Annotated in this window: 21 protein-coding genes; 18 read left to right on the top strand and 3 right to left on the bottom strand. The window is 45.7% G+C overall.

All coding sequences use genetic code 11. From position 1 onward, the window contains the following. The first annotated feature begins 219 nt into the window (after positions 1–219). The 5 genes from DWZ03_RS17715 to der all read left to right on the top strand — a co-directional run bounded on the left by DWZ03_RS17715 (position 220) and on the right by der (position 4,454). Positions 220–798: a DUF177 domain-containing protein gene (locus tag DWZ03_RS17715; RefSeq protein WP_005829530.1), complete on the top strand. Its 579-nt coding sequence runs from the start codon at positions 220–222 to the stop codon at positions 796–798. 12 nt (positions 799–810) lie between these two features. Next, positions 811–996 (top strand): 50S ribosomal protein L32, encoded by a 186-nt coding sequence (rpmF, locus tag DWZ03_RS17710; RefSeq protein ID WP_004288267.1) that lies wholly within the window; start codon positions 811–813, stop codon positions 994–996. Between the two features lie 123 nt (positions 997–1,119). Beyond that, on the top strand, positions 1,120–2,124 hold the full coding sequence (locus DWZ03_RS17705; RefSeq protein WP_005829534.1) for a beta-ketoacyl-ACP synthase III: 1,005 nt from the start codon (positions 1,120–1,122) through the stop codon (positions 2,122–2,124). 85 nt (positions 2,125–2,209) lie between these two features. Then, positions 2,210–3,091 carry a GTPase Era gene (gene era / locus DWZ03_RS17700; RefSeq protein ID WP_005829536.1) on the top strand — a complete coding sequence of 294 codons (882 nt, stop codon included), beginning with the start codon at positions 2,210–2,212 and terminating at the stop codon, positions 3,089–3,091. Positions 3,092–3,140: 49 nt separating this feature from the next. Further along, entirely contained in the window at positions 3,141–4,454 is a 1,314-nt protein-coding gene (gene der / locus DWZ03_RS17695) for a ribosome biogenesis GTPase Der (protein ID WP_005829538.1), read from the top strand. Positions 4,455–4,568: 114 nt separating this feature from the next. On the opposite strand, the gene DWZ03_RS17690 is transcribed toward der, so the two are convergent. Beyond that, complete coding sequence (locus DWZ03_RS17690; RefSeq protein WP_005829539.1) at positions 4,569–5,339, bottom strand: ABC transporter ATP-binding protein; 771 nt, start codon at positions 5,337–5,339, stop codon at positions 4,569–4,571. After that, a complete protein-coding gene (locus tag DWZ03_RS17685) occupies positions 5,336–6,079 on the bottom strand; it encodes an MlaE family ABC transporter permease (protein WP_005829541.1) in 744 nt (247 codons plus the stop codon). The genes DWZ03_RS17690 and DWZ03_RS17685 overlap by 4 nt, the downstream gene beginning before the upstream one ends. Before the next feature lie 182 nt (positions 6,080–6,261). Here DWZ03_RS17685 and lptB point away from each other — a divergent pair, with 182 nt between their 5' ends. Beyond that, complete coding sequence (gene lptB / locus DWZ03_RS17680) at positions 6,262–7,002, top strand: LPS export ABC transporter ATP-binding protein (RefSeq protein ID WP_034523256.1); 741 nt, start codon at positions 6,262–6,264, stop codon at positions 7,000–7,002. Between the two features lie 80 nt (positions 7,003–7,082). Here the strand turns inward: lptB and DWZ03_RS17675 are convergent, their stop codons facing one another. Continuing rightward, a complete protein-coding gene (locus DWZ03_RS17675) occupies positions 7,083–7,331 on the bottom strand; it encodes an RNA recognition motif domain-containing protein (protein WP_005829545.1) in 249 nt (82 codons plus the stop codon). Between the two features lie 474 nt (positions 7,332–7,805). Here DWZ03_RS17675 and tig point away from each other — a divergent pair, with 474 nt between their 5' ends. The 12 genes from tig to DWZ03_RS17615 all read left to right on the top strand — a co-directional run bounded on the left by tig (position 7,806) and on the right by DWZ03_RS17615 (position 24,395). After that, entirely contained in the window at positions 7,806–9,161 is a 1,356-nt protein-coding gene (tig, locus tag DWZ03_RS17670) for a trigger factor (protein WP_005829551.1), read from the top strand. Positions 9,162–9,292: 131 nt separating this feature from the next. After that, entirely contained in the window at positions 9,293–9,955 is a 663-nt protein-coding gene (clpP, locus tag DWZ03_RS17665; protein WP_005829555.1) for an ATP-dependent Clp endopeptidase proteolytic subunit ClpP, read from the top strand. 2 nt (positions 9,956–9,957) lie between these two features. Then, positions 9,958–11,202, top strand: coding sequence for an ATP-dependent Clp protease ATP-binding subunit ClpX (gene clpX / locus DWZ03_RS17660; RefSeq protein WP_005829557.1), 1,245 nt, complete (start codon positions 9,958–9,960; stop codon positions 11,200–11,202). A 174-nt stretch (positions 11,203–11,376) separates the two neighbouring features. Beyond that, entirely contained in the window at positions 11,377–13,560 is a 2,184-nt protein-coding gene (recQ, locus tag DWZ03_RS17655) for a DNA helicase RecQ (RefSeq protein WP_120130469.1), read from the top strand. Positions 13,561–13,662: 102 nt separating this feature from the next. Next, positions 13,663–15,138: an IMP dehydrogenase gene (gene guaB / locus DWZ03_RS17650; protein ID WP_117600772.1), complete on the top strand. Its 1,476-nt coding sequence runs from the start codon at positions 13,663–13,665 to the stop codon at positions 15,136–15,138. An 89-nt stretch (positions 15,139–15,227) separates the two neighbouring features. After that, positions 15,228–16,790 (top strand): peptidylprolyl isomerase, encoded by a 1,563-nt coding sequence (locus tag DWZ03_RS17645; RefSeq protein ID WP_022401783.1) that lies wholly within the window; start codon positions 15,228–15,230, stop codon positions 16,788–16,790. A 57-nt stretch (positions 16,791–16,847) separates the two neighbouring features. Continuing rightward, entirely contained in the window at positions 16,848–17,696 is an 849-nt protein-coding gene (locus DWZ03_RS17640; protein ID WP_022401784.1) for a peptidylprolyl isomerase, read from the top strand. A gap of 10 nt (positions 17,697–17,706) precedes the next feature. Beyond that, complete coding sequence (locus DWZ03_RS17635) at positions 17,707–19,074, top strand: peptidylprolyl isomerase (RefSeq protein ID WP_005829568.1); 1,368 nt, start codon at positions 17,707–17,709, stop codon at positions 19,072–19,074. Between the two features lie 25 nt (positions 19,075–19,099). After that, positions 19,100–20,821, top strand: coding sequence for an OstA-like protein (locus tag DWZ03_RS17630; protein ID WP_022401785.1), 1,722 nt, complete (start codon positions 19,100–19,102; stop codon positions 20,819–20,821). Between the two features lie 4 nt (positions 20,822–20,825). Continuing rightward, complete coding sequence (locus DWZ03_RS17625) at positions 20,826–21,116, top strand: hypothetical protein (RefSeq protein WP_005829571.1); 291 nt, start codon at positions 20,826–20,828, stop codon at positions 21,114–21,116. Positions 21,117–21,155: 39 nt separating this feature from the next. Next, on the top strand, positions 21,156–23,072 hold the full coding sequence (mutL, locus tag DWZ03_RS17620) for a DNA mismatch repair endonuclease MutL (protein WP_120130468.1): 1,917 nt from the start codon (positions 21,156–21,158) through the stop codon (positions 23,070–23,072). Between the two features lie 129 nt (positions 23,073–23,201). Further along, positions 23,202–24,395: an OmpA family protein gene (locus tag DWZ03_RS17615; RefSeq protein WP_009037822.1), complete on the top strand. Its 1,194-nt coding sequence runs from the start codon at positions 23,202–23,204 to the stop codon at positions 24,393–24,395. The last annotated feature ends 25 nt before the right edge of the window (positions 24,396–24,420 follow it).

Genomic DNA, 24,420 nt, shown 5'->3' with positions numbered 1-24,420 from the left:
CCGTGTCTGATAAGGATACGGAGGCTTTGTTCGTTTTATATCTTTACATATACTTGGATGCCGGCATGGATTGTTCTTGTGTTTTAGGCCATGAGTTTTCTGCTGATTTGTAGTGATATCAGGGTGAAATGAACATAAAAAAATGAATATTTTACTCTAAATACTACATAATGAGGATAATTATTCGTATCTTTGTCGCCCGAATAAACAAAAGAAGCTTTGGGAAAGTTTGATAAATACAAAATAGACCTGAAAGGTATGCAAGCAGATTCATGCAAATATGAGTTTGTGCTAGACAACCTTTTCTTTGCCAATATTGATGGACCGGAAGTGCAGAAGGGTAAAGTCAATGTGGTGTTAGTTGTAAAGAAAACATCTCGTGCTTTCGAATTGAACTTCCAGACAGACGGAATGGTGTGGGTGCCATGTGACCGTTGTTTGGACGATATGGAACAGCTTGTCAGCTCGACAGATAAGCTGCTGGTTAAGTTCGGTCATGAATATGCCGAAGAAGGTGACAATCTCATTGTAATTCCCGAAGAGGAAGGTGAGATTAATGTAGCATGGTTTATGTACGAGTTTGTAGCTTTGGCCATCCCCATGAAGCATGTGCATGCTCCGGGTAAGTGTAACAAGGCAATGACCAGCAAATTGAGTAAGCATATGCGCACTACTCCGGATGATGATATGGCTGAGGACACATTTGCTCCGGAAGAAGAGGTGGAGCTGATGAATGAAGAAGAAACGCAGGTAGACCCGCGTTGGGACGAATTAAAGAAAATATTAGATAACAATTAAAGATTAAAGAAAATGGCACATCCTAAGAGAAGACAGTCAAAAACAAGAACTGCGAAGAGAAGAACTCATGATAAAGCAGTAGCTCCTACACTGGCTATTTGCCCGAATTGTGGTGAGTGGCATGTATATCACACTGTATGTGGTGCATGTGGTTACTATAGAGGTAAGCTTGCAGTTGAAAAGGAAGCTGCCGTATAATTACGGTCAGTTTGACTAAAACTTATACTTGAATATCGGGCGTCTAAAAAGATTTGTAATTTAATAAGCAAACCTTTTTAGACTACCGTTGTTTCAGTAGTTCTATAAGTAAACAAGATTTTAATGGAAAAAATAAATGCAGTAATTACAGGAGTCGGCGGTTATGTACCTGATTACGTCTTGACGAACGACGAAATCTCAAGAATGGTGGATACCAATGACGAATGGATTATGACTCGTATCGGAGTAAAGGAAAGACGTATCCTGAATGAAGAAGGGTTAGGTAGTTCCTATATGGCGCGTAAAGCTGCCAAACAGCTGATGCAACGTACTGGCGCGGATCCGGATGATATAGATCTGGTGATTGTAGCTACTTCCACTCCGGATTATCATTTCCCTTCTACAGCTTCTATTTTATGTGATAAGCTAAGGCTGAAAAATGCATATGCTTTTGACTTGCAGGCAGCCTGCAGCGGATTTCTCTATCTGATGGAGACGGCGGCCAATTTCATCCGTTCTGGAAGATATAAGAAGGTTATCATTGTGGGAGCCGACAAGATGTCGTCAATGGTTGATTATACAGACCGTGCTACTTGTCCTATCTTTGGAGACGGCGCTGCAGCTTTCATGCTCGAGCCGACAACAGAAGATGTAGGTATTATGGATGCTATTCTGAGAACCGACGGCAAAGGTTTGCCTTTCCTGCATATGAAAGCGGGTGGGTCGGTTTGTCCTCCCTCTTATTTTACTGTAGACAACCACATGCATTACATTTATCAGGAAGGACGTACTGTGTTTAAGTATGCCGTATCCAATATGTCGGATGTTAGCGCGGCCATTGCCGAGAAAAACGGTCTGACAAAGGATAGCATTGACTGGGTGATTCCGCACCAGGCCAATCTTCGTATCATTGATGCTGTGGCACATCGTCTGGAAGTTCCTCGTGAGAAAGTACTGATTAATATCGAACGTTACGGCAATACCAGTGCTGCTACGTTGCCTCTTTGCATCTGGGACTTTGAAGATAAGCTGAAGAAAGGCGACAACCTTATTTTCACTGCATTCGGCGCAGGATTTACCTGGGGAGCCGTGTATGTGAAGTGGGGATACGACGGAAAGAAGCAGTAACATACTATTGCTAAATATAATATGATAAAAACGCATCCTATTTCGATTCGATGCGTTTTTTTGTCTCAATTCAAATACTGAAGTCATGCACAAAGCAGGTTTTGTAAATATCGTGGGAAATCCGAATGTGGGCAAATCCACATTGATGAACGTTTTGGTAGGTGAGCGCATTTCTATCGCCACTTTCAAGGCGCAGACCACCCGTCATCGGATTATGGGCATCTATAATACGGATGACATGCAAATTGTGTTTTCGGACACTCCGGGTGTATTGAAGCCAAACTATAAGTTACAGGAGTCCATGCTGAATTTCTCCACTTCGGCATTGACGGATGCGGATGTGTTGCTGTATGTGACAGATGTGGTTGAGACTCCCGACAAGCATAATGACTTTGTGGAGAAAGTGGGACACTTGGACGTTCCGGTATTGCTGCTTATCAATAAGATTGATTTAAGCAACCAGGAAAAGCTGGTGGAACTGGTGGAAGCATGGAAGGAATTGCTGCCGAAGGCGGAAATTATTCCTATCTCTGCTACTTCGAAATTTAATGTGGATTATGTCATGAAGCGGGTGAAGGAGCTGTTGCCCGACTCTCCTCCCTATTTCGACAAGGACCAGTGGACGGACAAGCCGGCGCGTTTCTTCGTGACCGAAATAATCCGTGAGAAAATTCTGTTGTACTACGATAAGGAAATCCCTTATTCGGTGGAGGTGATGGTAGAACAGTTTAAGGAGGAGGCAAAGAAGATTCATATCAGTGCCGTAATCTATGTGGAGCGTGATTCGCAAAAAGGTATTATCATAGGCAAGCAGGGGAAGGCTTTGAAGAAAGTGGCTACTGAAGCGCGCCGTGATTTGGAGAGGTTTTTCGGGAAAACGATATTCCTGGAGACGTTTGTGAAAGTTGATAAGGATTGGCGGAGTTCGGACAAGGAACTGCGTAATTTTGGTTATCAGCTGGATTAAGAGTTATTCATACGACTGTGACAGTCGCAAAAAACAAAGAGTGTGAACTATGGGAAATTTAGTTGCAATCGTAGGACGTCCCAATGTGGGAAAGTCTACATTATTTAACCGTCTGACCAAGACACGTCAGGCAATTGTGAATGAGGAAGCGGGAACCACCCGTGACCGCCAATATGGAAAGACCGAATGGTTGGGACGTGAGTTCTCCGTGGTAGATACCGGCGGTTGGGTAGTGAACTCTGATGATATTTTCGAAGAAGAGATTCGTAAGCAGGTATTGATGGCGGTGGACGAAGCCGACGTGATACTGTTTGTGGTGGATGTGATGAACGGGGTTACGGACCTCGACGAGCAGGTAGCTGCCATCTTGCGTCGTGCCAAGAAGCCTGTGTTGCTGGTTGCCAATAAGACTGATAATCATGAACTGCAATACAATGCCCCTGAGTTCTATAGCTTGGGTTTGGGTGACCCTTATTGTATTTCTGCTGTAACGGGTAGCGGTACGGGCGATATGATGGACCTTATCGTCAGCAAGTTCAAGAAGGAATCTGATGAAATTCTGGACGAGGATATTCCCCGCTTTGCAGTAGTGGGACGCCCTAATGCCGGAAAGTCTTCCATAGTCAATGCCTTTATTGGAGAAGACCGCAACATCGTGACGGAGATTGCCGGTACCACGCGCGATTCTATCTATACCCGCTACAATAAATTCGGTTTTGATTTCTACCTGGTAGATACGGCGGGTATCCGTAAGAAGAACAAGGTGAATGAGGATTTGGAGTACTACTCCGTAATCCGTTCCATTCGTTCCATTGAGAATGCAGATGTATGTATTTTGATGGTAGACGCTACGCGTGGCATCGAAAGCCAGGATTTGAATATCTTCTCCTTGATACAGAAGAATGCCAAGGGGCTGGTGGTTGTGGTGAATAAGTGGGACTTGGTGAAGGACAAGACTGTGAAGGTGATGAAGACTTTCGAAGATGCTATCCGCAACCGTTTCGCTCCGTTTGTGGATTTTCCTATCATCTTTGCTTCGGCACTGACCAAACAGCGTATTCTGAAGGTATTGGAAGAGGCGCGTGATGTGTACGAAAATCGTATGACGCGTATTCCGACAGCTCGTTTGAACGAGGAAATGCTGCCGCTTATCGAGGCGTATCCACCCCCTTCAATTAAGGGTAAGTATATCAAGATAAAGTATATTACGCAGTTGCCCAATACCCAGGTGCCGTCATTTGTTTATTTTGCAAATCTTCCACAATATGTGAAAGAGCCTTACAGACGATTCCTGGAAAATAAGATGCGTGAGAAATGGAAGTTGACCGGAACTCCGATAAATATCTATATCCGGCAGAAGTAAAATATATCGTGATGATATAGTCGATTCTATTAACTGGTTTTATGAAGAGAAAGCGTCCGGAACATAGCTTCCGGACGCTTTCTTATGTAATAGGTTAGAAAATGAGGTGTGGTTTTATCCTTCAAGGTTCTGTATCTCCACTTCTTTGACTTTCCGGAATAGGTCAGATGCAAATATGAAACTGTTCAACCGCTCGTTGGTGGAAGTGAAGATATCGTCTTTATTGCCTTCCCATTCTTTGTGTCCTTCGTAAATATAGATGATTTTTTCTCCGATACCCATTACAGAGTTCATGTCATGAGTGTTGATGAGAGTAGTCATATTGTATTCTCGGGTTATATCTTGTATCAGTTCGTCGATGACAAGCGAGGTCTTGGGGTCAAGTCCTGAATTCGGCTCGTCACAGAACAAGTATTGCGGGTTTAGGGCAATGGCACGGGCAATGGCTACGCGTTTCTGCATACCGCCGCTGATTTCTCCGGGAAATTTGTCTTTGGCTTCAATCAGGTTTACACGCTCCAAGCAGAACATGGCACGACGAGTCCGATCGCGCAGGGTATCGTTGCTGAACATGTTCAGTGGAAACATCACATTGTCCAGTACCGTCATGGAATCGAACAGCGCGGCACTTTGGAAAATCATTCCCATTTCCCGGCGGAGCGCTTTCTTTTCCTTCTTTCCCATGGCGAGGAAGTTGCGGTGGTCATACAACAGTTCTCCTTTGTCCGGTGTCAGCAGACCCACGATACATTTCATGAGTACGGTTTTTCCCGAACCGCTCTGCCCTATAATCAGGTTGGTCTTTCCATTCTCGAAAGTGGCATTGATATCTTTCAGTACCTCTTTTTCTTCAAATGATTTGCAAAGTCCTTTCAGTTCAATCATCCCATTAAAAGTTGAGTTAATATTAGGTCGGCGAATAAGATAAGTACGCTGCTGCATACTACGGAGTCGGTGGACGCCTTGCCCACTTCGATGGAACCGCCTTCGACGGTGTAACCGAAGAATGCCGATACGCTGGCAATGATAAAGGCAAAGAACAGCGACTTGATGATGCCGCACCAAATAAACCATTCGACAAACATGTACTGCAAGCCGTATTCTAAATCTACCGCCGACATGATGCCGCCGAACCAGCAAGTACAGAAGGCACCTATGATACCGGCGAATATACTGAACGTCACCATCAGTGGAATGGTTGTCACCATAGCGGCAATTTTCGGTAGGATGAGATAGTTGGCAGAATTGACACCCATAATTTCAAGGGCGTCTATCTGCTGGGTGACTCGCATGGTGCCCAGCTCCGAGGCGATGTTTGACCCGACCTTTCCTGCCAGAATCAGACACATGATGGAGGAGGAGAATTCCAGCAGCATGATTTCTCGGGTTACATATCCCACTGTCCATCGAGGCATGAAAGGACTCTCGATGTTCAACTTTATCTGTATGGTGATTACAGCTCCGATGAAGAACGATATCAGCAATACGATGCCGATAGAGTTCACGCCGAGCTGTTCCAACTCGTTGACATATTGGCGGAAAAACATACGCATACGTTCGGGACGGGCAAATACGCGTCCCATCAGTATGATATATCGTCCCACTGTCTTAAGTGCTTTAAACATGACATATAAGTATTTGAATGCAAATGTACACTATTTCGGCTTATTTTTGCTACATTTGCGGCGAAAACCTTTAGAGTATGGAAGAAGAAAAAGGCATAAAGGACAATGTAGAGGAAGTTAAGGAAAATCTGCAGGCCGGACCAAGCTTGACTGCCGGGGCAGAGCCACGGGAGGAAGGTAGCATGGTGCTGCGTACGGAGGATTTGGTGAAAAAGTACGGAAAGCGTACGGTAGTGAGCCATGTGTCCATTGATGTGAAGCAAGGGGAGATTGTCGGTTTGCTGGGGCCGAATGGCGCCGGTAAGACAACTTCGTTTTATATGACCGTAGGGCTGATTACTCCCAATGAGGGACGTATCTTCTTGAATGATTTGGATATAACGAAATATCCGGTATACAAGCGTGCGCAGACGGGTATCGGTTATTTGGCGCAGGAGGCTTCCGTGTTCCGTCAAATGAGTGTGGAAGACAATATTGCATCTGTACTGGAAATGACTGACAAGCCTTTGGAGTATCAGAAAGACAAGCTGGAGAGCCTGATTGCAGAGTTCCGCTTGCAGAAGGTAAGGAAGAACAAGGGTAACCAGTTGTCAGGTGGCGAGCGGCGCCGTACAGAAATTGCCCGTTGTCTGGCCATTGACCCCAAATTTATTATGTTGGACGAGCCTTTTGCTGGTGTAGACCCGATTGCAGTGGAGGATATTCAGCAGATTGTGTGGAAGTTGAAAGATAGGAATATCGGCATTTTGATTACTGACCACAATGTGCAGGAGACGCTGAGCATTACCGATCGTGCTTATCTGCTATTTGAAGGAAAAATTCTGTTCCAGGGTACGCCGGAAGAGTTGGCCGAGAATAAGATTGTACGTGAAAAGTACCTGAGTAATAGCTTCGTACTTCGTCGCAAGGATTTTATGAAGTAATCCCGGATACTGTCGATTGATAGAAATAAAAAAGACCACTCATTCAGTGGCCTTTTTTATTTCTCCTTAAATCTCTATGATTAATATTTTGGAGGTCTTGCTTCTTTCACTACCATTTGGCGGCCGAAGAATTCAGCACCGTCTAGTTCGGCAATAGCTTTAGCTGCAGCAGCGTCATCTTCCATTTCTACAAAAGCGATGCCTCTGAAACGTCCGGTGGTGCGGTCATTGATAAATTTTACAGAAGATACTGTGCCGTAATCTTCCATTGCCTTCTGCAGGTCACTCTCCTTAACGCGGTAGTTAAGGTTTCCAACATAAATGTTCATAATGAAATTGATAAAATAAATATAATGAATAAAACTCTCTTGGAAGGAAGGCTGAATAATAAATGGATTACAACGACAGAGAGTTTACAAAAGCGTTCTTGAAAACGGAAGTAAAAACCATGTAATGGAAATCGAAAAACTAATGCGCCATCATTCCGCGACAAAGAAACGCATAAAATTCGGATAAACAATGTTTTTCCTTAATTATTTTTGTAGATTGTCGTGCCTTCGGGCAACTCCCATTTCTCTTCATAGAAACTGGACGGTTCGGTTTATCATCGTCTTTTCCCTGAGTATCTTTCCCATAAACGTCCTCCGTTGTCAGTCCGATGGTTGGGCTCTTCTACCGCTCTATCCAAGAATTAAACTGAAATAAATCGGCAATGTTCTTTTGATAATTGAAAGAATAACGCTAATTTTGCACGCCCATTTGAGATATGGAACAAAGTATAAATCAAATAAATAATTGTCAGAATGAACGTTTCATTACAAAACATTGACAAAGTAAGCGCACTGCTTACTGTAAAGCTTGAGAAAGCAGATTATCAGGAAAAAGTAGACAAATCATTGAAGAGCTTCCGTCAGAAGGCACAGATTCCCGGTTTCCGTAAGGGAATGGTTCCTATGAGCTTAGTTAAGAAAATGTATGGTAAGTCTGCATTGGCTGAAGAGGTGAACAAGCTGCTTTCAGAAACAGTATATAAGTATATCCAGGACAATAAGGTAAATATATTGGGCGAGCCTTTGCCCAACGAAGACAAGCAGCAGGAAATTGATTTCGATACTATGGAAGAGTTCGAATTCTTGTTTGATATTGCTTTGGCTCCGGAATTTAAAGCTGAAGTCAGTGCAAAAGATAAGGTAGATTACTATACTATTGAAGTTACAGACGAAATGGTGGATAACCAGGTCAAGGCTTACACTCAACGTAACGGCAAGTATGACAAGGTAGACGTTTACGAGGACAATGACATGCTGAAAGGTTTGCTTGCTGAACTGGATGAAGAAGGTAATACCAAAGAGGGTGGTATTCAGGTGGAAGGTGCTGTAATGATGCCTTCGTACATGAAAAATGATGAACAGAAAGCTATCTTTGCCGGTGCAAAAGTGAACGATGTGCTTGTATTCAATCCGAATACTGCTTGGGACGGAAATGCTGCCGAATTGTCTTCTTTATTGAAGATTGACAAGGAAGCTGCTCCCGAAGTAAAATCCAATTTCAGCTTCCAGGTAGAAGAAATCACACGTTTCGTTCCGGGTGACTTGACTCAGGAAATTTTCGACCAGGTATTTGGCGAAGGTAATGTGAAAACGGAAGAGGAATTCCGTGCCAAAGTGAAGGAAGTTATTGCCAACCAGTTCGTGGCAGACAGTGACTATAAGTTCTTGATTGACGCACGTAAGATGCTGACAGAGAAAGTAGGCAAGCTGGAATTCCCGGATGCATTACTGAAGCGCATTATGCGTCTGAACAATCCTGACAAGGAAGAAAGCTTTGTAGAGGACAACTATGACAAGAGCATCGAAGAGCTGACTTGGCACCTGATTAAAGAACAGCTGGTGAAAGCCAATGATATCAAGGTTGAGCAGGAAGACATCACAAACATGGCTAAGGAAGCTACCCGCGCACAGTTTGCACAATATGGTATGATGAGTGTGCCTGAAGAAATCCTGGAAAACTACTCAAAGGAAATGCTTAAGAAGAAAGAGAGCATAGAAGGCTTGGTTAATCGTGTGGTTGAATCTAAATTGGCTACAGCATTGAAGTCTCAGGTGGAACTGGAGCATAAGAACGTTTCTGCTGAAGAGTTCAATAAGATGTTTGCATAAGAGTAATGTGAGCCTACGGCTAAAATTTATAAAGAAACACAGAGTTTGACAAACTATAACTCTGTGTTTTTTTGTGTCTCTGTGTTCTTTTTTGTTTCTTTGTATCCTTATAAATTAAAAAATAGAAAGAAATGGATGATTTTAGAAAATACGCTACCAAGCATCTTGGTATGAACAGTTTGGTGCTGGACGATGTGATTAAATCACAAGCCGGCTATTTGAATCCCTATATCCTCGAGGAACGCCAGCTCAATGTAACGCAGTTGGACGTGTTTTCCCGTCTGATGATGGACCGCATCATTTTCCTCGGTACGCAGGTTGATGACTATACAGCCAATACTTTGCAGGCTCAGTTGCTTTATCTGGATTCGGTGGATCCGGGCAAGGATATTTCCATCTATATCAATTCGCCGGGCGGTTCGGTATATGCCGGTCTGGGTATTTATGATACCATGCAGTTCATCAGTAGTGATGTGGCTACCATCTGTACTGGAATGGCGGCAAGCATGGCAGCCGTATTGCTGGTTGCCGGTGCCGAAGGCAAACGCTCCGCATTGACCCACTCCCGCGTGATGATACACCAGCCGATGGGAGGTGCCCAGGGGCAGGCCTCGGATATTGAAATCACGGCACGTGAAATCCAGAAGTTGAAGAAAGAACTTTATACCATTATCGCCGACCACTCCCACACTCCCTTTGACAAGGTATGGGCAGATTCTGACCGTGACTACTGGATGACAGCCCAGGAAGCCAAAGAATATGGTATGGTAGATGAGGTTTTGATTAAAAAATAAATATGGCAGATTCAAGAAAGAATAAAAATAGATGCAGTTTTTGCGGTCGCACCGAAGATGAAGTCGGATTTCTCATAACGGGGATGAATGGCTATATCTGCGACAGTTGCGCCACCCAGGCTTATGAGATTACTCAGGAGGCTTTGGGGGCTGGCAAGAAGGCAAGTGCCACGAAGCTGAATCTGAAAGAACTTCCTAAACCCGTAGAAATAAAGAAGTTCCTCGATCAATATGTCATTGGTCAGGACGATGCCAAGCGTTTCTTGTCTGTGTCGGTGTACAACCATTACAAACGTCTGCTCCAGAAGGACGGCGGTGATGATGTGGAGATTGAAAAATCGAACATCATCATGGTAGGCAGTACCGGTACGGGAAAGACGTTATTGGCGCGTACTATCGCAAAGTTGCTGCATGTTCCTTTTACTATTGTAGATGCAACAGTTCTGACAGAGGCAGGTTATGTGGGTGAGGACATTGAAAGCATTTTGACACGTCTGCTCCAGGTGGCGGATTATAACGTGCCCGAGGCAGAGCAAGGTATCGTGTTTATTGATGAGATAGACAAAATAGCGCGCAAGGGTGATAATCCTTCCATAACCCGTGATGTGAGTGGTGAAGGCGTGCAGCAGGGATTGCTGAAACTGCTGGAAGGTTCTGTGGTGAATGTGCCTCCCCAGGGTGGGCGCAAGCATCCCGACCAGAAAATGATTCCGGTCAATACCAAGAATATTCTGTTCATTTGCGGTGGGGCTTTCGATGGCATTGAAAAGAAAATTGCCCAGCGGCTGAATACGCACGTTGTCGGGTATAGCGCTGTACGCAATACGGCAACCATTGATAAGAGCAACATGATGCAGTACATTGCTCCGCAGGATTTGAAGTCGTTCGGACTGATTCCCGAGATTATCGGCCGCCTTCCGGTGCTGACTTATCTGAATCCGTTGGACCGTGCGGCATTGCGCTCCATTCTTACGGAACCGAAGAATTCCATCATCAAGCAATACATCAAACTGTTTGAGATGGACAATGTGAAGCTGACGTTTGAAGATGCTGTATTTGAATATATCGTGGATAAAGCGGTAGAATATAAGTTGGGAGCCCGCGGCTTGCGTTCCATTGTGGAGACAATTATGATGGATGCCATGTTCGAAATTCCGTCAGAACAGAAGGACAATTTTGTTGTGACGTTGGACTACGCCAAGCGCCAGCTTGAAAAGGCAAATATAGCACGACTGCAAAGTGCTTAAGAATCAGATGGTAATACGGGGTAAAACCGACTATTTTACTTTTTATTGAAAAATATTCGATGGATTATGCTTGAAATTTAAGAAGTTGTTTATAACTTTGTTAGGGTTCTTTGTGAAAACAAGGCGGAGTACCACTATTAAAAGTTAACTCAATAAACAACAACCTAATGAATCATGGCAGGGAAGAAGATTAATTTGATAGACCAGCTGAAGAAATACTTCGGGTTCGATACATTTAAAGGAAATCAGGAAGCAATCATAGAGAATCTGTTGGCGGGTAATGATACATTCGTGTTGATGCCTACCGGTGGTGGAAAATCTTTGTGCTACCAACTGCCGTCCTTGTTGATGGAGGGCACGGGTATCGTGATTTCTCCTCTGATTGCCTTGATGAAGAATCAGGTCGATGCGATGCGTAACTTCAGCGAAGAGGATGGGATAGCCCACTTCATCAATTCTTCCCTAAACAAGAGCGCGATAGACCAGGTCCGGTCCGACATACTCAGTGGTGAGACAAAGCTGTTGTATGTAGCTCCGGAATCACTGACGAAGGAAGAGAATGTGGAGTTTCTGAAAACGGTGAAGATTTCGTTCTATGCCGTGGACGAAGCCCATTGTATTTCTGAATGGGGTCATGACTTCCGTCCTGAGTATCGCCGCATCCGTCCCATTATCAATGAAATAGGAAAAGCCCCTCTGATAGCGTTGACTGCGACGGCTACACCGAAAGTGCAGCATGACATCCAGAAGAATCTGGGTATGGTGGATGCGCAGGTGTTCAAGTCATCGTTCAACCGCCCGAATCTCTATTATGAGGTACGCCCCAAGACTGCAAATGTAGACCGGGACATCATCAAGTTCATTAAGAACAATCCCGAAAAGTCAGGCATTATCTATTGCCTGAGCCGGAAGAAAGTGGAGGAACTTGCTGAAATCCTGCAGGCAAACGGAATCAATGCTCGTGCCTATCATGCCGGAATGGATTCGGCTACACGAACACAGAACCAGGATGATTTCCTGATGGAAAAAATTGATGTGATTGTAGCTACCATTGCTTTTGGTATGGGGATTGACAAACCGGATGTGCGCTATGTCATCCATTACGATATACCCAAAAGTCTGGAAGGATATTACCAGGAGACCGGACGTGCCGGAAGAGATGGAGGAGAAGGGCAGTGTATTACTTTCTATACCAATAAAGACTTGCAGAAGCTCGAGAAGTTTATGCAAGGCAAACCTGTAGCAGAGCAGGAAATTGGCAAGCAGCTTCTGCTGGAGACTGCTGCGTATGCCGAATCTTCCGTATGCCGCCGAAAAGCATTGCTTCATTACTTCGGCGAAGAATATATAGAAGAAAATTGTGGTAATTGTGACAATTGTTTAAATCCGAAAAAACAAGTGGAAGCTCAAGAATTATTGTGTACCGTGATTGAAGCTATTCTCGCGGTGAAAGAAAATTTTAAAGCGGACTATATTATAGACATAATACAAGGTAAGGAAACTTCAGAAGTGCAGGCGCATCTGCATGAAGATCTCGAAGTGTTCGGCTCTGGTATGGGCGAAGAAGACAAAACGTGGAATGCTGTGATCCGTCAGGCACTTATTGCCGGTTACCTGAGTAAGGATGTCGAAAACTATGGCTTGCTGAAAGTGACAGATGACGGTAAGAAGTTCCTTAAACATCCCAAATCATTCAAAATAGTGGAAGACAATGACTTTGAGGATGTGGAAGAGGAAGCACCTGCACGTGGAGGCGGTGCGTGTGCGGTAGACCCGGCATTGTACTCCATGTTGAAGGACTTACGAAAGAAGTTGTCCAAGAAGTTGGAAGTGCCTCCTTATGTCATTTTCCAAGACCCGTCTTTGGAAGCGATGGCGACCATATATCCGGTGACTTTGGACGAGTTGCAGAACATACCGGGTGTAGGAGCCGGAAAGGCAAAACGCTACGGCGAGGAATTCTGTAAACTCATTAAGCGGCACTGTGAGGAGAATGAGATTGAACGTCCCGAGGACTTGCGTGTGCGTACTGTGGCCAATAAGTCAAAAATGAAGGTGGCCATCATTCAGGCCATTGACCGTAAGGTGGCATTGGATGACATTGCCATGTCAAAGGGCATTGAGTTTGAAGAGCTGCTGGATGAGATAGAAGCTATCGTCTACTCCGGAACGAAATTGAATATCGACTATTTCTTGGAGGATATTATGGATGAAGACCACTTGCTGGATATCTATGATTATTTCAAGGAATCTACCACTGATAAGATTGACGATGCTCTGGATGAGTTGGGTGATGACTTTACGGAAGAAGAGGTACGTTTGGTACGCATCAAGTTTATTTCAGAGATGGCAAACTGATTGGTTTTAGTTGATAAAAAAGAAAAAAATGTTGCGTGCAAGTATACGGAATGGAATAAAAACCGTATATTTGCACGCAATAAATTTTAAACGCATAGCCCTATGTCATTTATTGCTGATAAGATTGTAATGGATGGATTAACTTATGACGACGTACTGTTAATCCCCGCTTATTCTGAAGTCTTGCCCAAAACAGTCGAACTCTCGACTAAGTTTTCACGAAACATTGAGTTAAAAATCCCGTTTGTAACTGCTGCCATGGATACGGTTACCGAAGCGAAGATGGCTATTGCCATTGCCCGCGAAGGTGGTATCGGAGTTATTCATAAGAATATGTCCATTGAGGAGCAGGCACGTCAGGTAGCTATTGTGAAGCGTGCCGAAAACGGTATGATTTATGACCCGGTGACTATCAAGAGAGGTTCTACGGTAGCTGATGCGCTGGCTTTGATGGCTGAATACAAGATTGGTGGTATTCCGGTGGTAGATGATGAAAGATATTTGGTAGGCATTGTTACCAATCGTGACCTTCGTTTTGAGAAAGATATGAATAAGCGTATCGACGAGGTGATGACTAAGGAGAACATCATTACTACCAATCCTACGACGGATATGGAGGCCGTTTCTCAAATTCTGCAAGAACATAGAATCGAGAAGTTGCCGGTAGTAGATAAAGACAACAAATTGGTAGGTCTGATTACCTATAAGGATATTACCAAGGCAAAGGATAAACCTATGGCGTGCAAGGATAGCAAAGGTCGTCTGCGCGTTGCTGCCGGAGTGGGAGTGACGAATGACACTTTGGAGCGCATGCGGGCTTTGGTGGATGCAGGGGCGGATGCCATTGTCATTGATACGGCTCACGGACATTCCAAAGGGGTTATTGAAAAATTGAAAGAAGCCAAAGAGCATTTCCCTCATATTGATATTGTTGTTGGTAATATTGCTACTGGTGAAGCTGCAAAGGCATTGGTCGAGGCTGGTGCTGATGGAGTAAAGGTGGGCATTGGTCCGGGTTCCATCTGTACTACCCGTGTAGTTGCCGGTGTGGGTGTTCCCCAGTTGTCTGCGGTTTATGATGTGGCAAAGGCACTGAAGGGCACGGGTATTCCTTTGATTGCCGATGGCGGTTTGCGTTACTCGGGCGATGTGGTGAAGGCGTTGGCTGCCGGTGGTTACAGCGTGATGATCGGTTCGCTGGTTGCCGGAACGGAAGAGTCTCCGGGCGATACGATTATTTTCAACGGTCGTAAGTTCAAGTCCTATCGGGGTATGGGCTCGCTGGAAGCTATGGAAAATGGCTCTAAGGACCGCTACTTCCAAAGCGGTACCAGTGATGTGAAGAAATTGGTTCCGGAGGGCATTGCTGCTCGCGTTCCTTATAAAGGTACTTTGTATGAAGTGATTTATCAGTTGGTTGGCGGTCTGCGTGCCGGTATGGGATATTGCGGTGCAGCCAATATAGAGAAACTGCACGATGCCAAGTTTACCCGCATTACTAATGCAGGTGTACTGGAAAGTCATCCGCACGATGTGTCTATAACCAGTGAGGCACCGAACTATAGCCGTCCTGAGTAAGATAATAACAAAATAATAGTGAATGCCTGGAGAGAGATTGCCGCTTTCCGGGCATTTTGTTTATATTTGCAGCCGTATAAAAAGAACGGATGGTGCTTATGGTTAGATTGTTTTGGGTGTTTTTCTTCCTCGGGTTCGGATTGGCTGTTTCGGCCCAGGACGATCCGGTACTGATGCGTATCAATGGAAAGGAGGTCCTCCGTTCTGAATTCGAACGTAGCTATAATAAGGGCGGTACCTCTGTCGGTGCAGGCCGGAAGGCATTGGATGCATATGTGAATAAGTTTATAGACTTCAGGCTGAAAATAGAGGCTGCCGAAGTTGTGGGATTGGATACTTCCCGTGTCTTCCAGAAGGAGCAGGATGAGTATCGCCGCTGTCTGATTAAATCATACTTGACAGATGAGGAGACGGCAGAGCAGGAGGCACGGCAGTATTATGACAAGATGAAATCCGGCCGGCGTGCGGGCCGGGTATATGTGAAGCATATTTTTAAATATCTCCCCCAGAATATTTCCGGTCATACCTTGCGTGAGATGGAGTCCAGGATGGATTCTATCTACAGGGCTCTTGCAAAGGAAGGGGGAGCTGTGCCGTCTTTCGATGCTTGCGTCGAGCAATTTTCCGATGAGAAGAAAGCGTTTTGGGTGGGTTGGCTGCAGATGCCGGTGGAGTTTGAGGATATTGTATTCGGGTTGAATGCCGGAGAGATTTCCCGTCCGTTCCTCACTCCTCAAGGCATTCATATCGTGAAAGTACTCGAACAGCAGGAAATCCTTCCTTTTGAGAGGATGAAGGACAAGATAATCCGTTGTCAAACCCGTCGTCATGGAATGGATAAAGGAACGCGGGCTTTTGTGGATAAACTGAAGAAAGAATATCACTATATGCCGGATAAAGCCGGTATCGACGAACTGCTGGCCAAAGGAAGCACTTCCCGTGTATTGTTTACACTGGATGGCAAGGCATACGGTGGAAAAGAGTTTGCCGGATTTGCCGCTGTTTATCCGGCAGGGACGCGCAGACAGTTGGAGGCTTTTACAGTAAAAACGATTCTGGACTATGAAAACTCCCGTCTGGAATTGAAGCATCCCGAATTCTGTGCGTTGGTGCAGGGGTATCGTGACAGCATGTTGCTTGCCGAAATCACTGACCGTGAAGTGGGAAAGAGGAGTGTGGTGGATGAAGCGGGATTGAAAGCATATTTTGAGGCGCACCGTTCGGACTTCCATTGGGACGAACCGCGTTATAAGGGTATTGTGCTGCATTGTACTACCAAGCGGGTGGCGAAGCAAGTACGGAAATTTCTGAAACAGATTCCGGAAGAGGAGTGGATGGATGCCATCCGTCTCACTTTCAATGCCGGCGATACTCCCAAGGTGCGGGCAGAGCAAGGATTATTTGCTCCCGGTGATAATGCATATGTGGATGAATTGGTGTTCAAAGGGAAGAATGCAACCCCGGTTTTGTCATTTCCCTTTACTGCTGTACAAGGTCGTAAGCAGAAGGGACCAGATAGTTGGCAAGAGGTGCGAGAGCCGCTCGTAACCGCTTATCGGAACTATTTGGAAACGCATTGGGTGGCAAAGTTGCGTGCTGCCGGTAAGGTTGAAATTGACCAAGAGGTTTTAAAAACCGTTAATAATCACTGATGCAACCGATTAAAACACTATCTTCGTACCTCAAAACGAAGTAAATATCAGTTGGTGATGCGAACAACCTGCTTTGGGCTTTTAATTTTCCTTCTCTGTGCGGCGTGCAGCGAGCAGCACGACCATAAAGGGCGGACACCGTTAGTGGAGTTGGACGGCAATTTCCTTTACCGGGAAGATTTGCAATCGGTACTTCCTGCCGGTTTGTCCAAAGACGACAGTCTGTTGTTTGCAGAACATTATATCCGTAATTGGGTGGAAGATATTTTGCTGTACGATAAAGCGCAGAGCAATATTCCCAATAACGGTGAGATTGATAAACTTGTGGAGAATTATCGCAAAGCATTGATAATGCATACCTATCAGCAGGCTTTAATACATCAGCGGCTATCAGAGGAGATTTCAGAACAAGACTTGACGGAGTATTACGAGAAGAACCAGGCGCTCTTCAAGGTGGAACGTCCGTTGATGAAAGGCTTGTTCATCAAAGTTCCTTTGACAGCCCCGCAGCTGGGTAATGTTCGTCGCTGGTACAAGACGGAAACCCGTGAGGCGGTGGAACATCTGGAAAAGTACAGTCTGCAGAATGCTGTGAAGTATGAGTATTTTTATGATAAATGGGTGCCGGTATCGGAAGTGCTGGATATGCTGCCCTTGAAGGTTCCTGATGTGGACGAGTATCTGGACAAGAATCGCCATGTAGAGCTGAAGGATACGGCTTTCCATTATTTCCTGAATGTGAGCGATTATCGCCCGATGGGAGAGCAGGAACCCTATGAGTTTGCCCGTGGGCAAGTGAAGGATATGCTGCTGAACGTGAAGCAGGTGGAATTCATGAAGCAAGTGAAGGATGATTTGTACCAACGGGCGGTGAAAAGAGACAAGATTAAATATTATTTAGAATAAGACACCAAGAATGAAACAGTGTATGAACTTTAAGTTTGTAATTTTATTTGCCTTGACGCTATTAGTCGGTTCTACCGTTTATGGACAAGACAACGTGATTGACGAGGTAGTGTGGGTAGTAGGTGACGAGGCTATACTGAAGTCCGAAGTGGAAGAGGCACGTATGAGTGCATTGTATGAAGGACGCAAATTTGACCGTGACCCTTATTGCGTGATACCGGAGGAGATAGCCGTGCAGAAGCTGTATCTTCACCAGGCTGCCCTCGATAGTATCGAAGTATCCGAGAGTGAGGTTATCCAGCGTGTGGACTATATGACGAACATGTACATCGCCAACATCGGTTCGCGCGAGAAAATGGAGGAATACTTCAACAAGACTTCCAGCCAGATTCGTGAAACGCTGCGCGAGAATGCCCGTGAAGGATTGAAGGTTCAGAAGATGCAGCAGAAACTGGTGGGTGAGATTAAGATAACTCCGGCTGAGGTGCGCCGTTACTTCAAGGATTTGCCGCAGGACAGCATTCCTTATATCCCTACCCAGGTGGAGGTGCAGATTATCACTCAGCAGCCCAAGGTTCCTTTGGAGGAAATAGAAGATGTAAAGAGGCGTCTGCGTGAGTATACCGACCGTGTCAATAAGGGCGAAAGCTTTTCCATGTTGGCTCGTCTGTACTCCGAGGACCGTGGCTCGGCCATGCGTGGCGGTGAAATAGAGTTTTCGGGACGCGGTATGCTGGACCCCGCTTATGCCAATGTAGCTTTCAACTTGCAAGACCCCAGCAAGGTTTCCAAGATTGTAGAGTCTGAATATGGTTTCCATATCATTCAGTTGATAGAGAAGCGCGGTGACCGTATTAAAACACGCCACATTCTGTTGAAACCGCATATTCCGGAAGAAGCTCTGGCTGCCGGTTGTGCCCGTTTGGATTCTATTGCCGATGATATCCGCAATAACAAGTTCTCTTTTGAAGAGGCTGCCTCAGTGCTTTCGCAGGATAAGGATACGCGTAACAATCATGGTTTGTTGCCGAATCCCAATACGAACACTTCCCGTTTTGAGATGCAGGAACTTCCCCCTGAAATAGCCAAGGTGGTGGATAAGATGAAAGTGGGCGAAATCTCCGAAGCCTTCACCATGATTCCGCAAAAGACCGGAAAAGAAGAGTGTGTGATTGTGAAACTGAAGAGCCGTACGACGGGACACAAGGCTACCATTGCCGATGACTATCAGAACTTGAAAGAGATTGTGTTGGAGAAACGCCGCGACGAAGTGCTGGACAAGTGGATTCGTGAGAAGCAGAAGCACACATATGTCCGTATCAAGGATAATTGGAAGAATAACTGTACGTTCAAGTATCCGGGCTGGATTAAAGAATAATCCGGAAGAATTTACATAGATTTGTATGCAAAAGAAGAATACAAAAAATCATTTCCTGAACAAGCATAGATACCTCCTGGTAGGTATTCTATGCTTGTTTGGTATCTGTCTGCTGAGTGCGCAGGACAAGAAGAAGAGTACTGGTGCACCAGAGAAGAAGAAAGTGGACTCGATTGAACAGAAAAAGACGGAGACGCCGGAAAAGAAGAAGACGCGCGTCGATTTGTTGTACGCAGATGAGGCGCAGGCGGACAAACAGTTGCGTCCTGATGTGCAGGTACTCATCGGCTCGGTGAGGATGAAGCATGACAGTATGTACATGTTCTGTGACAGTGCGCTGATATTCGAAAAGATAAATTCTGTGGAGGCATTCGGCAATGTGCGTATGGAGCAGGGTGACACCTTGTTTATCTATGGAGACTATCTGTATTATGACGGCATGTCGCAGCTGGCCATGCTGCGTGAGAATGTACGTATGATAAATCGTAATACGGTGCTGACAACCGACAGTTTGAACTATGACCGTCTGTACGATTTGGGCTATTACTTCGAAGGCGGTACGCTGACCGACGAGGATAATGTGCTGACTTCCGAATGGGGAGAATATAGCCCTGCCACCAAGTTGGCTGTCTTCAACCACGACGTGAAGCTGGTCAACCCGAAGTTTGTTTTGACTTCGGATACCTTGAAGTATAGTACAGCTACTAAGATTGCCACAATTTTAGGACCCTCCGACATTGTGAGTGACCAAAATCATATTTATTCCGAACGTGGCGTGTACAATACGACTACTGAGCAGGCAGAACTGCTCGACCGTTCCGTACTGACTAACGAAGGCAAGAAACTGACCGGTGACAGCCTTTTCTACGACCGCATCTTGGGATACGGCGAGGCTTTTGACAATGTACAGATGAATGATACGGTCAACCGGAACATGTTGACTGGCGACTATTGTTTCTACAACGAACTGACCGGAAGCGCCGTTGCCACCAAACGTGCCGTAGCTATCGACTATTCGCAGGGCGACAGTCTGTTTATGCACGGTGATACTTTGCGGCTGATTACCTACCATATGAATACCGATTCCATGTACCGGGAGATGCGTGCCTATCATAAGGTGCGTGCTTATCGCACGGATGTGCAGGCCGTATGCGATTCGTTGGTGTATAATTCCAAGGACTCTTGCATGACGATGTACACCGACCCTATCTTGTGGCACGGGGAACAACAGTTGTTGGGCGAGGAAATTAAAATTTACATGAACGATAGTACCATCGACTGGGCACATATCATCAATCAGGCCCTGACGGTAGAGAAAAAGGACAGTATTCACTATAACCAAGTTTCCGGTAAGGAGATGAAAGCTTTCTTCATAGATGGAGACATGCGTCTGGTGGAGGTAAACGGCAATGTATTGGTGGTGTATTATCCGGTAGAGGAGAAGGACAGTTCGCTGATTATGATGAACTATTCGGAAGGTGGACTTTTGAAAATGTACTTGAAGGAGAGAAGAATGGAGCGCGGAGTCTTTGTTGGAAAGACTACCGGTACAGCCTATCCTTTGGACCAGATTCCACCAGATAAGAGCAGGCTGCCTTCTTTTGTTTGGTTCGACTACATCCGTCCGCTCAACAAGGAGGACATCTTCGAGTGGAGGGCTAAAAAAGCAGGTGAAGTATTGAAGAAAAGTGACCGGAAACCTGTAACTTCGCCAAGGAATATGCATATTAAACGAAATAATAAGTAGCGTCATGGGAATGTTTGCAATGCGGAAGCCTCGTGGCTTCAATCATAGCTATATCTATGTGGATGAGCGGAAAGAGAAGTTGGCGAAGATGGAAGAAAACGCCAAGCGTGACCTGGGTATGCTGCCGGAAAAGGAATTCTCGCCCGAGGATATACGGGGCAAATTCATAGAAGGAACAACTCACTTGAAGCGGCGCAAGGAGAGCGGACGTAAGCCGATGCATTTGGGCATAATCCTTGTTGTCATAGCTGTGCTGATTTATCTGTGGTATGCCATCAGTAACGGAATCATTTAATAATGATTAATCATTAATCTCTAATCATTAAACATTATCATGAGCGATATCATTCATTTGCTGCCCGATTCGGTTGCCAATCAGATTGCTGCCGGAGAGGTGATTCAGCGTCCGGCATCTGTTGTGAAGGAATTGGTGGAAAATGCAATTGATGCCGAAGCAGAGGAAATACATGTGCTGATTACCGATGCGGGCAAGACCTGCATCCAGGTGATTGATGACGGAAAGGGGATGTCCGAAACGGATGCGCGTCTTTCTTTTGAACGCCATGCAACTTCAAAGATACGCGAAGCTGCCGATTTGTTTGCCCTACGCACCATGGGCTTCCGTGGAGAAGCGTTGGCTTCCATTGCTGCGGTAGCTGAAGTGGAGTTGAAAACACGCCCAGCCAGCGAGGAACTGGGGACGCGACTGTTGATTGCCGGCTCTAAAGTCGAGGGCCAGGAAGCCGTTTCCTGCCCTAAGGGAAGCAATTTTTGCATCAAGAACCTATTCTTCAATATTCCTGCCCGGCGTAAATTCCTGAAAGCCAACTCTACGGAGTTGAGCAATATCCTTACGGAATTCGAGCGTATAGCGCTGGTGCATCCTGAGGTAGCCTTCTATCTGTATAGTAATGATACGGAATTGTTCAATCTTCCGGTAATGCCTTTGCGGCAACGCATCATGGCAGTTTTCGGAAAGAAACTGAATCAGCAGTTGCTGTCCGTAGACGTCAATACGACGATGATAAAGATTTCCGGTTTTGTTGCCAAGCCGGAAACCTCGCGCAAGAAAGGAGCGCACCAATACTTTTTTGTGAACGGGCGTTATATGCGTCACCCCTATTTCCACAAAGCGGTGATGGACGCTTATGAGCAGCTGATTCCTGCCGGTGAGCAAATCTCCTACTTTATTTATTTCGAGGTAGACCCTGCCAATATCGATGTGAACATCCATCCGACGAAGACGGAGATTAAGTTCGAGAATGAGCAGGCTATCTGGCAGATTCTGTCGGCTGCGGTCAAGGAATCCTTAGGCAAGTTTAGCGCTATACCTACTATCGATTTTGATACCGAGGACATGCCGGATATTCCTGCATTCGAGCAGGCTCGTCCGATAGAGCCTCCGAAGGTACACTATAACACGGATTTCAATCCCTTCAAGACGTCTTCCGCTTCTTCCTATGGAGGCGGTGGCAATTATTCGCGCCCCAAAGTGGAGTGGGAGGGGCTTTATTCCGGTTTGGAAAAAGCCAGCAGGATGAACGAGCCGATGGAGGAAGAGCCTTTTGTAGAGGATACGGTTACCGGTACGGCTCCAAGAGAGGAGGAGAGGGTTCCTTATTTCCAGGAAACGGTTCCTTCCGGGGCAAGCGCCTCTTTCTATGGCAATGAGGCAACGGTAGAGAAAGGAGCGCAACACTTCCAGTTCAAGGGGCGTTTTATTCTGACTTCCGTTAAATCGGGTCTGATGCTGATAGACCAGCACCGGGCGCATGTCCGGGTATTGTTCGACCGCTATATGAGCCAGATTCGACAGAAACAAGGCGTATCCCAGGGGGTATTGTTTCCGGAGATTATCCAGTTGCCGGCTTCGGAAGCTGCCGTACTGGAAAGTATATTGGAAGATTTGTCGGCAGTAGGCTTCGATTTGAGCCCGCTGGGTGGCGGCAGCTATGCCATCAACGGCATACCTTCGGGCATAGAGGGGTTGAACCCGGTAGAATTGGTCCGGAATATGGTACATACTGCTATGGAAAAAGGGAATGACGTTAAGGAAGAGGTGCAGACAATTCTTGCATCGACCTTGGCACGTGCTGCGGCCATCGTCTATGGACAAGTGCTGAGCAACGAGGAAATGTCCAATCTCGTGGACAATCTGTTTGCATGCCCATCCCCGAATTATACTCCGGACGGAAAGACGGTGCTGGCGACCATTAAAGAAGACGACATAGAAAAGCTTTTCTCCAAATAAGGAAGAGTACTTTCTTTTGCATCAAGGCAAAAAAAGTACAAATATTCAGAACCTTTTAGTTCTGTTGGCGTTAATTAGACAGTTTGAATGATAAAGAGTTTAATTAACCACTTAACTATTTTAAGGTATATGAAAAAGATTCTAATGTTACTGGCTTTAGCTGGTGTGTCTTCTGTTGCCATGGCGCAGCAAAAGACTGAAGTTGTGGAAGAATTTGGTGTTATCCAGGTTCAGGATAAATATCAGGTAATCACTAATCCGTTCTGGAGTAATTGGTTTTTCTCTATAGGCGGTGGTGCCGAAGCAACTTTTGGAGATAATGATAAGGCAGGAAGTTTTGGCAAGCGTATCAGTCCGACGCTGAATTTTGCCATCGGCAAATGGTTCACCCCGGGACTGGGAGTACGTCTGCAATATAGCGGCCTTCAGGCAAGAGGATATACATATGATGCAGGTGCTGACTACGTGAAAGGCACTCAGATGGATGACGGCTACTACAAACAGCGTTTCGACTATATGAATCTGCACGGAGATGTGATGTTCAATCTGAATGCGCTGTTTGGAGGATACAACCAGCACCGTGTGTATGAAATCATTCCTTATGTAGGTGCTGGCTTCACTCACAACTACACAAAGCCTCACCGCGAAGCTCTGTCTGTAAACGCGGGTATCATCAATCGCTTCCGTATTTCCAATGCGATAGATATTAACCTGGAGCTGAGCGCAATGGGCGTTGAAGATAAGTTCGATGGCGAAGTTGGCGGCGATCATGGATATGATGGCGTGCTGAGTGCAACGGTAGGGTTGACATACCGTTTCCCCGCCCGTGGATTCCGTCGCCCGATGCCTCAGTTGATTTCTCAGGTAGAGCTGGCTGCCATGCAGGCACAGCTTGCAGAGATGGGAGCTGCCAACCAGCAGCTGCAGAATGCATTGGTGGCTGCACAGAACCAGCCGGTGGCCGAAGTTACGGAAACCGAAGTGATTGTTCCCGATCCGGATATAGCACCGCGTACCGTATTCTTCAATATCGGTTCTGCCGAAGTCTCTCCACGTGAAGCAATGAACTTGTCTTATCTGGCAGACCAGATGAAACAGTTCCCGAACGCCACTTACACTGTAAACGGATATGCAGACTCTGCAACCGGTACGCCGGCATTCAACAAAGAGTTGAGTTTGAAGCGTGCACAAGCCGTGGTCGATGTATTGGTAAAACAATACGGAATTCCTGCTGACCGCCTGAAGGTGGATGCCGGTGGTGGTGTCGATAAGTTCGGACAGCCGATTCTGAACCGTGTGGTATTGGTGAAATCTGCCAATTAGAAAGCTACGAGCTACAAGCTACAAG

Source organism: Bacteroides sp. AF29-11 (genome assembly GCF_003602895.1).
Classification (GTDB): Bacteria; Bacteroidota; Bacteroidia; order Bacteroidales; family Bacteroidaceae; genus Bacteroides; species Bacteroides uniformis.
This window is presented reverse-complemented; position numbering and strand designations above follow the sequence as displayed.

Coding starts and splice junctions, on each gene's coding strand:
- DWZ03_RS17615 (WP_009037822.1), top strand. CDS start 23,202: ATGAAAAAGATTCTAATGTTACTGGCTTTAGCTGGTGTGTCTTCTGTT.
- guaB (WP_117600772.1), top strand. CDS start 13,663: ATGTCATTTATTGCTGATAAGATTGTAATGGATGGATTAACTTATGAC.
- lptB (WP_034523256.1), top strand. CDS start 6,262: ATGGTGCTGCGTACGGAGGATTTGGTGAAAAAGTACGGAAAGCGTACG.
- DWZ03_RS17690 (WP_005829539.1), bottom strand. CDS start 5,339: ATGATTGAACTGAAAGGACTTTGCAAATCATTTGAAGAAAAAGAGGTA.
- clpX (WP_005829557.1), top strand. CDS start 9,958: ATGGCAGATTCAAGAAAGAATAAAAATAGATGCAGTTTTTGCGGTCGC.
- DWZ03_RS17625 (WP_005829571.1), top strand. CDS start 20,826: ATGGGAATGTTTGCAATGCGGAAGCCTCGTGGCTTCAATCATAGCTAT.
- DWZ03_RS17705 (WP_005829534.1), top strand. CDS start 1,120: ATGGAAAAAATAAATGCAGTAATTACAGGAGTCGGCGGTTATGTACCT.
- der (WP_005829538.1), top strand. CDS start 3,141: ATGGGAAATTTAGTTGCAATCGTAGGACGTCCCAATGTGGGAAAGTCT.
- DWZ03_RS17640 (WP_022401784.1), top strand. CDS start 16,848: ATGCGAACAACCTGCTTTGGGCTTTTAATTTTCCTTCTCTGTGCGGCG.
- tig (WP_005829551.1), top strand. CDS start 7,806: ATGAACGTTTCATTACAAAACATTGACAAAGTAAGCGCACTGCTTACT.
- DWZ03_RS17645 (WP_022401783.1), top strand. CDS start 15,228: ATGGTGCTTATGGTTAGATTGTTTTGGGTGTTTTTCTTCCTCGGGTTC.
- DWZ03_RS17685 (WP_005829541.1), bottom strand. CDS start 6,079: ATGTTTAAAGCACTTAAGACAGTGGGACGATATATCATACTGATGGGA.
- rpmF (WP_004288267.1), top strand. CDS start 811: ATGGCACATCCTAAGAGAAGACAGTCAAAAACAAGAACTGCGAAGAGA.
- recQ (WP_120130469.1), top strand. CDS start 11,377: ATGGCAGGGAAGAAGATTAATTTGATAGACCAGCTGAAGAAATACTTC.
- mutL (WP_120130468.1), top strand. CDS start 21,156: ATGAGCGATATCATTCATTTGCTGCCCGATTCGGTTGCCAATCAGATT.
- DWZ03_RS17630 (WP_022401785.1), top strand. CDS start 19,100: ATGCAAAAGAAGAATACAAAAAATCATTTCCTGAACAAGCATAGATAC.
- clpP (WP_005829555.1), top strand. CDS start 9,293: ATGGATGATTTTAGAAAATACGCTACCAAGCATCTTGGTATGAACAGT.
- era (WP_005829536.1), top strand. CDS start 2,210: ATGCACAAAGCAGGTTTTGTAAATATCGTGGGAAATCCGAATGTGGGC.
- DWZ03_RS17675 (WP_005829545.1), bottom strand. CDS start 7,331: ATGAACATTTATGTTGGAAACCTTAACTACCGCGTTAAGGAGAGTGAC.
- DWZ03_RS17635 (WP_005829568.1), top strand. CDS start 17,707: ATGAAACAGTGTATGAACTTTAAGTTTGTAATTTTATTTGCCTTGACG.